Raw genomic sequence first — 14,066 nt, 5'->3', positions numbered from 1 at the left:
CTACACCCAATCCAAAATCTGAATCTTGTTTTTTTCAGTCCAAACGCCGACATCCCCTGTCGGATAGAGATATTCGCCTGTTTGATGTTTGAATGGATGCGGAATTTTATGCGTCTCCATCCAATCGGCAAGCTCTCCGCAATGTGCCTTGATACCCTCTGCACCGATAAAAATATCTCCAGGAAATCCTACTGGCATAAGCTGATGCTCTTCGCTCAGGACATAGATTTCTGTCTCACACGAAGGATCATGCACACCTGAGTAGACCTCTTCTTGATCTGGATACAGCACGCTGACTTGTGCATTTTTCGCCCAATCGGTGATCATCCGCTCTTTTTCTTCATTTGTCACGATCGTGAAGGAAGAGAGTGGTGTCTCCACTTGTTCTGTCATGGCTTCAAGTGTATGGACCAGCTGCTGCATCAGTGATTGTATTTGTTTTTCTGTATATTGATTGAAGCGGTATGTGACCCGAAGCTCCAGCGTATCTCCCGGGACAGCCACAAGGGTCAGGTCATAGTTTGTTTCTTCATGACTGGCTATGTCTAAGATCCGTACACCATATGGTTCTACAGATTCAATCGGATAGTTTTCAAACACGACAATGCTGTTAAACAATGATTCTCCATTCGGAATTTGGGTCATCTGCTGAATATCTGGCAGTACGGTATACTCGAATTCTCTCATGTGAAAAACCGTTTCCTGCGTCTGTGTCAGCAGCTCGGCAATGGTCTTGTCTTGTGTGATCGGCAAACGGAGCGGCAAAGTGTTAATAAAGAGACCTGTCATGCTTTCAACCTCTGGTAAGTCCGCCGGCCGGCCAGATACTGTGACACCGAACACAACATCCTCTGAGCCTGAATGAAGGTGCAAGAGCAGACCCCACGCCGCCTGAAGCAGTGTGCTCATCGTGACCTTCTGTGTCCCTGTCATTTTCTCCAGCTTCTGCTGCATGTCAGGTGTCAGTTTGATACTAATTTGATCAATACCTGCTCCTTTTTCCGAAGCTTGCTCTCCGTCTCCTGGTAGTGGTGTGGCTTCCTCTACCCCTGACATGTAATGTTTCCAGAATTCTTGCGCCTTCTTTTGATCCTGCTTTTGCAGCCACTCAATAAAATCTTTATATGGACGCACAGCAGGAAGGTTCATCTCTCGTTCATCCACAAGCGAGCGATATATTGAAAAGGATTCCTCAATCAAGCCGAACAGGCTCCAGCCATCAATTAAAATATGATGAAAGCTAAAAACAAACGTGCAAGTTTTCTCATCACGATGGAATAGAGCGATACGAATGAGCGGTTCAGCCGCATCTTCTAATTCGAAATCCTTTGAACGATCGGTTTGTAAATACTGCTCAATGGTTTTCTTCTGATCCATTTCACTCAGGCGGCGCACATCGTGTTGAATGAGGTGAATGACTCCTTCTGATTGAATCAATTGGACAGGCTCCTTTAGCCCCTCCCAAGCAAATCTTGTCCGTAAAATCGAATGACGTTCTACAAGCAGATTCCATGCTTTTTCATAGGCTTCACCGTCCGTTAAACCTTCGAGCGTCATATGCACCTGACCAAAATACGCCTGTGACGCTTGATCTAACAGTGCATGAAACAGCATCCCTTGCTGCATCGGAGATAGTGGATACACATCTATCACATTGTCTGGGAGCTCATCTATTTGCTTTTGCGTCAGCTGGACCATAGGAAAATCAGATGGCGTAAAGCCGCCTTTTGTCTCTACACAATGCGTCAGAATATCCTCCATTTTTTCTTTAAATCGGTCAGGTAATTGACGCACCTCTTCCTCCTGAAGCAGTTCACGATTGATCATAAAATTCATCTGAAGCTGCCCATTGACAACGTATCCGTACACATCGATCAAATGCTGTCTTTCTGCTTTTGGATCATGTACATGCCCATTTCGTTCATCTGCTATATACAGATTTGCCTCACCGTCTATTTGATCTAACTGTCCAAGGTAATTAAAGCTCACCTGCGGCGCTGCCGTTTTAAGTAAACGCGCTGCTGTCATGTATTGGAGTAAGCCATAGCCGATCCCCTTTTGCGGCACAGCTCTTAAGGTTTCTTTGACATCTTTGATTTGCCTCTCAACATCGGTTTGAATAAAAGGAATAAAAATAGGATAAGAGCTTGTAAACCAGCCGACTGTCCGTGACAAATCCATCTGTTCAAATAAATCTTCGCGTCCGTGCCCTTCTAACGTGATCAGTAATGACTTTCCAACAGCTTGCGCGAGTCCTGATAAGAGTAAATCGTTCACTTCTGTTCGGTACGCTTGTGATGCGTGCCTTAGTAAAATGTCTGTTTGATCCTTCGTCAGTTGAACAGTCAGGACCTCTGCATGTTCTTCTATATTGAAAAGCGCAGGTGTTTGAAAAGGAGAACCTTCTTCCTCTTGATCGATGATTTTTTGCCAAAAAGGAACCTGCTCTTGTAATTGATCAGTTTGTACATATTCATAGAGTGCCTCTGCCCACTGCTGATAGGAAGCGGTTTTCTTAGCAAACGTGATCTCCTGCCCTAACGCAGCCTGCTTCAACCCGTTTAAGATATCTTCCTGTATGATGCGCCACGATATTCCATCCATCACAAGATGGTGGGCTGCGATGAAGAGTTCAGACGTGCGATCACTTGTCTGAAAAAGAATAAATTTGATCAATTCTCCTCTCTCTAATGACAGTGTTCCTTGACAAGCACTTGTCTCCATGCGGATTTGCTCTATCGCTTCCTCGTGAGACACATCCGTCAAATCAAAGAATGTGACACAAGGAATGATGCCGGGCGCACGAATGGTTTGAATCCATGCGCCGTCTGCTGCTTTTGTATAAATGGCTCTCAGCATATCGTGATGATCGACAAGTTTTGAAAGAACTTGTGTTAACAGTTCGGGTTGTATAGATTGCTTGATTTCAATATGAGCTGATAGATTCCAATAATCTTGGTTTGTCATCGATTGCTCAAGGAACCAAGATTGGATTGGAAGCAGACGTACATTTCCCGTAACAGGTGATTGATCATAAGACACAGATACATCTGCTCTTTTCATCGCGCGTGCCAGCTGTGAAATGGTCTGTTTTTCAAATACATCTCTCGGCTGTATGATGTAGCCTTCCTGTGCTAGGCGTGCCACCATTTGTATGACAATAATAGAATCTCCGCCAAGCTCAAAGTAGTTATCATGAACACCGATTGAAGGAATGCCCAGAAGCTGAGTCCACACCTTTTCAAGTACTTGTTCTTCCTCACTGAGCGCCTGATCTGCTGGTTTGTCTGCTTCTTCCTGTCTCCACACTGGCGGCGGGAGACGCTTTTGATCTACCTTGCCGTTTGGCGTGAGCGGCAGTTCCTCGAGCTCTATGAATAGGCTCGGTACCATATAATCTGGCAGTCGATCTTTTAACTTGCGGCGAAGGTCTTGCTGGGTCCATGCACCTTTTTGGACAAAGTAACCGATGAGGCGCTTATGACCACTCTCATGCTGATGCGGAATGACCGCACATTCTATGATGTCTTCAACACTCAGCATAGCGGCTTCAATTTCGCCGCATTCGACGCGATGTCCGCGTATTTTCACTTGATGATCGATTCTTCCAAGGCAGTCGATGATGCCATTTGGGAGCCAGCGGCCCATATCACCTGTTTTATATAAACGCTCTCCTTTATAGAAAGGATGCGGGATAAATGATTGCGATGTTTTTTCTTCATCTCCAAGATAACCTAGTGCCAGCCCTGTTCCGCCAACATAAATCTCTCCAATGACACCTTGCGGAACCGGCTGCAGCTGGTCGTCTAATACATAGGCTTGTGAATAAGCAATTGGCTGACCGATAGGGACGGTCGTCTGCTCTTCGTCTAATGAGCGAATGTGATACACACAAGAGAACGTCGTATTTTCAGTTGGTCCATAGCCGTTTAAAAGCCCTTCAGGTAAATATGGCAGTGCCTTGCGAATATGAGCTGCTGATAGCGCATCACCACCGACCAACAATGCATCGAATCCAGATAAAGCTTCTGGATGTTCCTCCGTCAATCGGTTGAACAGCGGCACTGTCAGAAATCCTGTTGTGATCTTGTATGACGTCAGCGTGTCAGCCAGTGTATCCATTGATAAAACTGTATTTCGATCAGTAAGAATCAGCCTTCCCCCGTTTAGAAGAGCTCCCCATATTTCATACGTAAAGGCATCAAAGGAGAAGCTGGCCATTTGTAAAATGCGCGTATGTTCATCAAAAGTGACATAGTCTGTTTCACAGACAAGCCGGATGACTGCTTGATGCGGAATCAAAACCCCTTTTGGCTGTCCAGTTGACCCTGAAGTGTAATTGATATAAGCGAGTCCATCAGGTTTTAGGGCAGCAGGTATAAGTTCTACTTCTGATAAAAATTCTTCATATCCTTCATCAAGACAAATGAGTTCGGTTTGACTGATGGACACCTTTTTCAGCCATTCATTTTTTGTCAGTAACAGCTGAATACCTGTATCTCTCAGCATAAAATCAATGCGTGCATCTGGATATTCAGGATCAATCGGCACATAGGCGCCTCCTGCTTTCACAATCGCCAGCACCCCAAGAATCATTTCAGGCGACCTGTCCATGAGCAGTCCTACTGGTTCATGCGGCGTCACACCTCGCTGCTGTAGAGAAGCCGCCAGCCGGTCGACTTTCTCTTGTAACACATGATACGTCCACTGCTCTTCCCCGAATTCGAGAGCGATGGCATCAGGTGATTTTCTCACTTGCGCTTCAAACCGCTCCGTAATGAGAAGCGGGCCTGCCGGCTGATCCATTTTGCCGCTCCATTCATAGAGCAGCTGATGCTTCTCTTTTTCTGGCAGGTAATTCATTTGTTTGATCGGCTGTGCTGGATTTTCACAAATACGCCTAAGCAGCTGCTCGTAGTACCGAAGGAACCGGTCCATCGTTTCGTCAGAAAATAAGTTCACATCATACTCCAGTTTTAATTGAAGACCCTCCGCTCCTTCAAAGACAAACAGAGATAGATCGAATTTGGCGGTATCGTTATCTTCAATAGCTAAAACAGATGTCGCCTCCCCCATTGGAGAAGCCTCAAGCGGCAGATTTTGCAAAACGAACATGACCTGAAACAGCGGCTGTTTGCCAGCCTCACGTACAATATTCAGCTCATCTACGACCATCTCAAACGGCACATCCTGATGCGCATAGGCGCCCATTGTTGTTTCTTTCACCCGTTCTAATAGATCAGTGAAAGCAGGATTCCCGCTATGATCGATCCGAAGTGCCAGCGTATTGACGAAAAAGCCGATGAGTTGTTCCATCTCCGTCCGATTTCTCCCAGCAATGACTGACCCAATCACAAACTCATCCTGTGAAGACAAACGGTGCAGCAGTGTTGAAAAGGCGGTCAGCAGCGTCATATAAAGGGTACTGTCAGTTTTTTTAGAAAGCTCAGCCAGCTGGTCGGACAGCGACTTCGACAGGTGGTATTTTTTCGTTTTTCCTTTGTAGGATTGAACAGCTGGCCGCGGATAGTCATACGGCAAAACCAAATCTTCTACAGGGACTGCAAATTGCTCCTTCCAATAGGAAAGCTGCTTCTCCAGCGTCTCTCCAGTCAAATACTCCTTCTGCCATAGGGCGTAATCCGCATATTGAATCGGCAAAGGCGATAGATTAGGCTCCCGCCTGTCGATCATTGCTGTATACCATTCAGACAACTCTCTTGCGGCAATCCCAACCGACCAGCCATCTGACACAATGTGGTGAATGGACATCAGCAGCAAATGATCTCTTTCTGACAGCCGAATGAGTTTTACACGAAAAAGCGGATCATGCTCTAAGCTGAAAGGTGTGCTTGCCTCTCTTTTTGCCCATTCAGCCGCTTTTTGTTCTTTTTCTTCCTGCGACGTCAAATCTGATAGATCCACCACTTCAAGCTCTGGAAGGATCATATGCTCATGGATCATCTGCACCGGTTCATCGCCGTTCATAGTAAAGGACGTTCTAAGCGACTCATGCCTTTGCACCATTTGCTGAAGACTGCGCTGAAGTACCTTCACATCTAAAGATCCATTCACCCGAAAGGAAATTGTATTATTGTAAAATGGCAGATCAGGCTGTAATTGATAGAGAAACCACTGTCTTTGCTGGGCATAGGACATCGGAATCTCCTGGCCCTTTGCCATTTTCCGTACCTGTACCGCTTCATCCACTTTTGCATGCGAATCGATCCATGTCGCTAATTCCCCAAGTCTCGTATGCTCAAAAAGAACAGCGAGCGGCACATCAAATCCCATTCTTTGTCTCACAGCTGACAGCATTTGCGTTGCCTTGAGCGAATGACCTCCGAGTAGAAAGAAGTGATCACCACAGCTGACATTTGAGACTTCAAGCAGTTCGGACCAAATGCTTGCCAAAACTTTCTCCGTCTCCGTTTGAGGTGCTCTGTCTTCTGCATCCTGTCCGCTTTCCTCAATGAGTGCTTTGAAATACGCTTCATCCGGCATGCCATCCTCTGATTCTTTCCAGTATTCCTCAGGAAATAGATGGACGGAATATTCACTAGATAGATGAGTCTGCAAACATGTATAAATGGACTGATACAGCCGTTCTTCAATGGCTTTTGTTTTGTCGGTTTTGTAAAAAACATACACAGCTTTCTCTGTTCGGCTCTCCGCATGAAGCATCTCTTGAATGTCCTGCTTCGACCGATCTAATCCCATATAAATGAGAGGTGCATCTGTCATTAAACATGCCAGCATCGTCTGGAAGCCTGCCCGCTTCGGAATCGGAAGATAGCCTCTTTCTTTTAACATACCTTTGATCATCGAACCCTCGCTCATGCCAATCTCATCCCACATGCTAAAGCTAAAGCAGTATGGCTTCACGGTAGATGTCAGCTTCTGATAATGAGCAAATTGTTCAACGAACTCATTGGCAGCAGAGTAAGCGCCTACTGTCATCCCGCCCTTCAATGTTCGTGCTGATGAGCTAGAAATAAATAAGGCGTTCTTCCGTTTAGAAGCCGCTTCATGAAGCGCAATCGTGCCATATACCTTTGCTTCGTACATCGCATGTAAGGACACAGACGTCATGTCAGCAAGTAGCTCTTCTTGAATGATGCCAGCGAAATGAATCACGCCATGCAGCCTTTTTCCATGGGCCACCTCTTGTCTTGAGATAAGGGCTTCAAGGGCTTTTGCATCCGTCAAGTCCACTTCTTCATAATGAACAGTGCCGCCGCGTTTTTCCGCTTGTTTCTCAAGTGAGGTCAATACGTCTTGCTGCTCCACAGATAAAGCTACTCGTGCCTTTCTTCCAAGCAGAACAAGATGCGCTTGATAGGACGTCAGAAGATGTTCACTTAGCATCCGTCCTATTCCGCCAAGCCCGCCTGTCATCACGTAAAGCCCGGTTGATTCAAATGGTGGTGTCTTCCTCTTTTGCTCTCTTTCTAGATGAATCGGCGTTAAAAGAGGAATATAACGAACACCTTCGCGGTAAGCAGCAATATGACAGCTTATGTCCTGTGTAAGCTCTGTCATGATCGCTGATGCATGGGAACGGTCAGCCGATTCTGTCAGAGAAAAATCAAGACACTGCACCTTGAGAAACGGCCACTCATGCTGTACAGCTGTCATCAATCCTGCTGTCGTTGCTTTTTCCACATGATGTGTTTGATCTTCTGGCAGATTCATCGCATGAGCGGAGACAAAAGTGATCTCTACAGGTTCCTCATAGGCGGCAATCGCTTTTGTTGTATATAATGCACTCATGCTGCCAATTTTCTGCGCTTCCTTCGCCATTGCTGCTTGAAGTGTGTCTTCCTTGTTTGTGTAGTTCCAAAGGTGAATGATTTGTTTCACCGAAACGCCATACGAACGGAGCGTCTCAAAGAGTTGTTCGTAGTCTGACGGCCGATTCGGGTGGATGATGAAGTGAGTATGTGTGAGTTGTGTGAATGCTTGACCCGGTTCAACCGTAATATAGGTTTGTTCATTGTTTGATAGGGATTTCAATTGATCTGCCAGCCCTAATGCATCCGCAAAGATCACTGTATCCCCTGCTGTTTGCTTTTCAGTTTTATGAAGCGGAGCGGGTGTCCACTTCTTTTGATAACTCCAATCAGGCAAGGTGTGTTCATTTTCAAGTCTGATGTCCAGTTCCTTAATGATTTCGTCAAATTCTCCTTCCTGCCACCTTGTCTTGAGCTGTGCCCTTTCTATTTTTCCAGAGCTTGTTTTCGGAAAGGCATGCTTTTGGACAGGAATAACCCTCGATGCAGAAAGACCCATTTTTGTTGCAATATGGGTTTTTATGTGCTGGCTAGCCCTCATGATATAAGCAGGCTCATACAGCTTCGGTGTAAAAAAGAGAATCAGTTCATCGGATGCAGATGCCTCCATTCGCACGGAGCAAGCAGCCACAAAGCTTGTTTCTACGCCGGGTACTTCCTCTGCCATGGCTTCAATTTCATAGTTGTGATAATTTTTCCCGTTGATGATGATCATGTCTTTTTCTCTACCAGTTAATGTCAGCTTTCCTTCATGCAGAAAACCTAAATCACCCGTGTGGAACCAGCCCTCTGTTTGAAAAACCTCTTCATTCGCTTCGTCATTCTTGTAATAGCCCTTCATTGTCGTCGGCCCTTTGATTTGCACGCTGCCAATATGATCTTCAGGAAGAAGCTCATGCTCATGGTTGACGATACGAATCGTGATACCTGGAATCGGTTTCCCCAACTCTGTAAAGCTGACGGTTCCAGTGTCGCGTGCATCCGCTGGTCTTAGCTGCTCTGTCAGCGATGTTTCCTCAAAGGTCAGAACCCCGCTGTTTTCATCTCCCCGCTCAATCGCAAAAGAGAAGACAACGGCTGATGAGATTTCTGACATGCCGAAAGCCGGTCTGATGACGTCTCCTTTTAAGCCGTGCGGAGCGAGCAAGTGTAAAAACCGGTGGATCGTCTTCGGTACGACCGCTTCTGCCCCATTGATCATGCACGACATGGAAGAAAGATCCCAAGACCCTGAAGAGATTTCTTTCTCATAATCATTGATCATCGCAAATGCGAAGTTAGGTGCCCATGTCTTCGTTGCACGATAACGGTCCATCCAGTCAAGCCAGCGCAGCGGCTGAGCGATGAAGTCATCTGTTCTTGCCCGAATCTGCTCACAGCCTGTGTACACATTGACAAGATGGAACATGACAATGCCGCCAATATGATCTAATGGCATCCAGTCTAACGAGACATCTTCTTGTGTAAACCCATTGGTTGCCACCGTTCCTTTGACATTCGCCAGCACACTTCTATGAGAATGCTCTACGCATTTGGGCATCCCCGTACTTCCAGACGTTAAGATAAAAAAGACAGAATCATCAGGCGTGACTGGATGTGCTTCTAGATCTCTTTCTAAAGTAAGCATTGGTTCAACGGCTGCAACACGTAATTGATCTGTATGCCACAGTAAAGCTAAGCCTTGCACCTCATCAATCAGCGAGTCATCCGTGAGAATGAGCGGATGGTCCAGCAGGTTCCAAGCGTGATGAAGCTTCTTCACTGAGGCATTCATTTCCCGATAGGTCGGGGCTGCCGATACAAGTGTTGGGACAAATCCGCCTAATACACATGCCCAAAAAGCCGTGACCATCGCATGATTCGATGAAAATTGAAAGAACACAGGATCTCCCGGCTCAAGGCCTAGTGCTCTTAAACCCGTCAGCACCCGCTCGGCATCCTCCTTCAACTGCGCGTAGGATTGCGTGAGCTCATTTTCACTATTGATGATATAAGTCAGCCCATTTGTTGATTTGGCTGCCTCAGTTAGAGCGTCCTGCAAGGTTTGAGCTCCTGCACGAACATCTATATCCCCTCCATAGGAAATGGCTGGGGGCATGTCTGCTAAAGCAGGTGAAGCCATTTGCGTTTGTATCCATTCAGCTGCGGCCTCCTGCTCCATGTGATGGTCTAGAAATAAATGAGAGAGGTGATATGGCCGAGGTCGAATGGTTTTTTCACGAGAAAAAACAGCGAAGCGTTCGATTTCGTTGGTTTGTAAAATGGTATTCTGTACATCTTGTAAAATCGTATCCATTGATTCATGTACATTCGATTGATTGATGGTTGATGGTTTCATATGAGTTCCTTCCCTTTTTTGTCAGGCAGGGCTGCCAGTGTGCACCCCTGCCTCATCTAAAGTTTACAAGACTGTTTCTCTATTTTTATGATGGACTATTTCTTTAATGAGCTGTGCATTTCGGACGGCACATTCTTTGTTTTTGAACATGTCGGCGTGCTGACCAAAGCCTTGAAATTCTCGATAAGCGCCGGTCGTCGCAGTTTCCCATTTATCCATCCATTCTGGTATCGCAATATGCTCTTCGGATTGGATAAAGTCAATGTCTGCGTGTATCTCTCCTTGGTTCACCCCCTTAACAAAAGCCTCATAGTAAGCCCTCGTTTTTTGAGCAAGCTCGTCTTGAATGAGCTCCGCTTGGGCAAGTTCACTTTGCTTCGACTGATGGACGATCGCGGCGATATCGTCATCAATGGATCGTCCTTCTAAATCACTTTCTCCTATTTTCTTATACGAATCGATCATGATGACCTTTTCGACGGTCCGCCCTGCTTGTTCGAGCGATTGAACAAGCTCAAATGCTAGGTAGCACCCGCCAGAGTAACCCATCAAAGTCAGTGGTCCTTCAGGCTGAAGGTGCTGGATATGCTGAACGTATTGCGTGATTCGGTGATCAGCTTCAATAAAGTCAAAGGCGATCAAACGAATACCATCGAGCGTTTTTGCGGCTTCCTGATAGATAAAGCCATAGCCCGGTAATGGTGGTAGAGCAAAGACTGTTGGCGTTTGAGATTCATTGAATACAAGATAGCCTGCAGCTTCCTGATCCTGCTGTTGAATATAACGGCTGACTGCTTCAATGGTAGGTGTCTCAAACAGCAAGTGAATAGGCACCTGAACATCAAATTCCTTTGTCACCTTAGATAAAAGCGACATCGCTTTTAATGAATGCCCGCCAAGCTCAAAGAAATGGTCATCTGTGCTGATATCTTCTCTTTCAAGCACTTCCCGCCACATCACAAGCAGCTTTTGTTCTACCTCATTTACCGGAAGCTTCACATGACGGTTTCCTTGAGGCACCTCTGGCTTTGGCAGCTGACGTTTATCAACCTTTCCATTTGGCGTAAGTGGCATTTTCTCAAGTCTGATCAGTTCATGAGGCTGCATGTAAGCCGGAAGTTTTTCCTTTAGCCCTGACCTGATCACATTGAGTTTATCCTTCCACTCCTCCTCACACGTCATATAGGCGAGCAGCCTTGTATGCTGCGTGTTATGCTGATCAGCTATAAGGACCGCTTGTTTTACACCTGGATGCATGAGAAGGTGGGCTTCAATTTCTGTCAGCTCAATTCGATGACCGCGAATTTTCACCTGATCATCCACTCTGCCCGCATACTCAATCAAACCGTCCGCTCGAAAATAAGCCAAGTCTCCTGTACGATACAGCCTTTCTCCCGTAGCGAATGGATGCGTGATAAAGGCTTGTTTCGTCAGATCAGGACGATTCAAATACCCTTTCGCAAGCCCTTTGCCGCTCAGACAAAGCTCTCCGACCATTCCAATCGGCTGAAGCTGTCCGTGCTGACTCAATATATAAGCACCCGTCTGGTTGAGCGGCTTTCCGATTGGAATCGAACGCGCTTCCATCGGCAGAGCCTCATCGACTGGATAATAAGTGGCGAATACTGTTGATTCGGTTGGGCCGTAGACATTGATGAGTCTGCCTTTCCCCATAACAGCAAAGGCTTTCCTCACATGCTGGACTGATGCCCGCTCTCCGCCAAACAGCACCTTGCGCACACTGCGCATCCAGTCGGTTTCTTCATCAACGAGGAGATTAAATAATGCTGTCGGAACAAACATGACAGAAATATTTTCCCTTTTAATCAATCCCGTCAGCTCGCCCATGTTTAAAATGGTCTCTTTTTTCGGCAAGACAAGCTTCGCTCCGTTTAAAAGTGCGCCATACACATCAAATGTAAAGCCATCAAATACGCTGTTGGATAGTGACAGCAGTGTATCTGTTTCTGAAATGGTTAAGTAGTTTGTATTTTTGACCACCCGGGCAATATTCGAATGGGTCGTCATAATGCCTTTTGGCTGACCTGTTGTACCAGACGTATACATGATGTAAGCCGTATCGTGTAAGCCTGCTTCAAGCGGCAGATTCTCTGAGCTCATCAGTGAAATTTCTTGATCATCTGCAAACAGATACGTTCCATCAAACGCAAGTGCCTTCACTTGACCGATAAAGGATGAGTGAGTCAGTAGATGCGTTGCTGCGCTGTCTTTAAGCATGTATTGAATGCGGCTTTCTGGATAATCGGGATCAATTGGCACATAGATTGCACCTGCTTTTAAGACAGCAAGCAGACTGACAATCAGTTCAGGCGTGCGGCCCGCTAAAATGGCGATGACCGTTTGATGCGTGACCCCATTTTTTTGCAAATGTCTTGCCAATCGGTTGGCTTGTTCATTCAGCTCCGCATATGTCATCGTGTGCTCACCTGCTGATAATGCGACCGCATTCGGCTGTTTGCGGACATTATGCTCAAACCATTTCGACAAATACAGCTGGTCATGCTCAAGCTCGGGCGCATTCCATTCCTCAAGAATCAGCTGCTTTTCCTGTTTTGTGACAAGTGTAAGTGTATGAACCGATTGATCAGGATGTTTGACCGCCTCCTTCATCAATAGACTCAGCTGTTCCTTTAACCGTTGAACAAATTGAGGATCAAATGCTTTTTGATTAAAGGCCAGCTTCAATTGCAATTGTTCTCCTGGTGATGCCAGCAAATTGAGATCATAGTTCGATTTTTCATACACATTCATGTTTTCCACAGTAAATCCTAACCGCTCCTCTTGCTCTTCCTTCTTTGCGGCTGGGACATTTTCAAACACGACAATATGATCCATGAGTGGCTGATGACCTGTCTTTGCCTGAATATCATAAATTGGAATGTATTGGTGCGGCTCGGCCGCAAGAGACTGCTGCTGCGTTTCTGACAGAAGAGAACGGAATGTCATGTCATCTGTCAGCTGAATTCTTCTTGGGATGACATTAATGAACAAGCCAACCATTCTGTCAACACCAGCCAAATCTGTCGGACGCCCCGACACAACCGTGCCAAACAGCACATCATTTGAACGCTGATATCTGCTCAATAAAATTGACCAGACTGATAGAAGGACACTGCTTAACGTCGCATTTTGCTGGAACGCTAACTCTGATAAAGCAGCCGTTTCTCCCTTGCTCATCGACCATTCCAATTCGCCTAATTCGTGTTCATTCGTTTGCTTTCTCTGTTCTTTAAAGGTAGATTGTCCATCAAACCCAGCTAAAGATTGCTGCCAGTATTGAAGTGATGCTTGTTTATCTTGTTTTTCCAGCCATTGAATATATTCTTTGTACGGTTTAACCGGTTCCAGCTTGTAAGGGATATCATGCAAAAGGGCATGATAAATCGCAAATAGCTCCTGCACCACAAGCCCAAAGCACCAGCCATCAAGAAGGATATGGTGATAGCTCCATATCCAGCGATAGCTGGCAGGGCCCGTTTGGAAAACAGTTGCCCGCATGAGCGCATCCTTCGAAAGGTCAAATCCTCTCAGCTGATCCTGTTGTTTAAATGTCTCAATACGTACAAGCTGTTCATCTTCAGAAAGCTTCTGCATGTCCACCACATCAAGCGTAAAAGGACGTTTCTTCAGCACAACTTGGACAGGGCGCTTCACTTTTTCGTGGAGAAATACGGTACGAAAAATATCGTACCGCTCCACGATGACATTCATGCTTTTCTCAAGTAAGTCATGACGCAGTGTGCCTTTTACGTTCATATCCATTTGCTCTACATAAAAGCCCTTTTCTTGGTGATGGAGGGTATGAAACAGCATGCCTTCTTGCATCGGTGACAGATAATACATGTCTTGAACTTGATCCCTTTTAAATGAACTCATCTATTTCATCCTCCCTTCCCGTTTTTATGTCTGATCTC

The 14,066-nt window shown here is 45.9% G+C and carries 2 protein-coding genes; both read right to left on the bottom strand.

The window, feature by feature from the left end; translation table 11 throughout:
- Window positions 1–10,131, bottom strand: coding sequence for an amino acid adenylation domain-containing protein (locus ACQYAC_RS15140; protein ID WP_429943587.1), 10,131 nt, complete (start codon window positions 10,129–10,131; stop codon window positions 1–3).
- Window positions 10,132–10,194: 63 nt separating this feature from the next.
- On the bottom strand, window positions 10,195–14,028 hold the full coding sequence (locus tag ACQYAC_RS15135; RefSeq protein WP_429943586.1) for a non-ribosomal peptide synthetase: 3,834 nt from the start codon (window positions 14,026–14,028) through the stop codon (window positions 10,195–10,197).
- Between the last annotated feature and the right edge of the window lie 38 nt (window positions 14,029–14,066).

It is taken from the genome of Bacillus sp. MM09(2025) (assembly GCF_050496725.1).
In the GTDB taxonomy this organism is placed as follows: domain Bacteria; phylum Bacillota; class Bacilli; order Bacillales; family Bacillaceae; genus Bacillus; species Bacillus pumilus.
The sequence above is the reverse complement of the archived record's forward strand: the minus strand, read 5'-3'. Positions and strand labels throughout refer to the sequence as shown.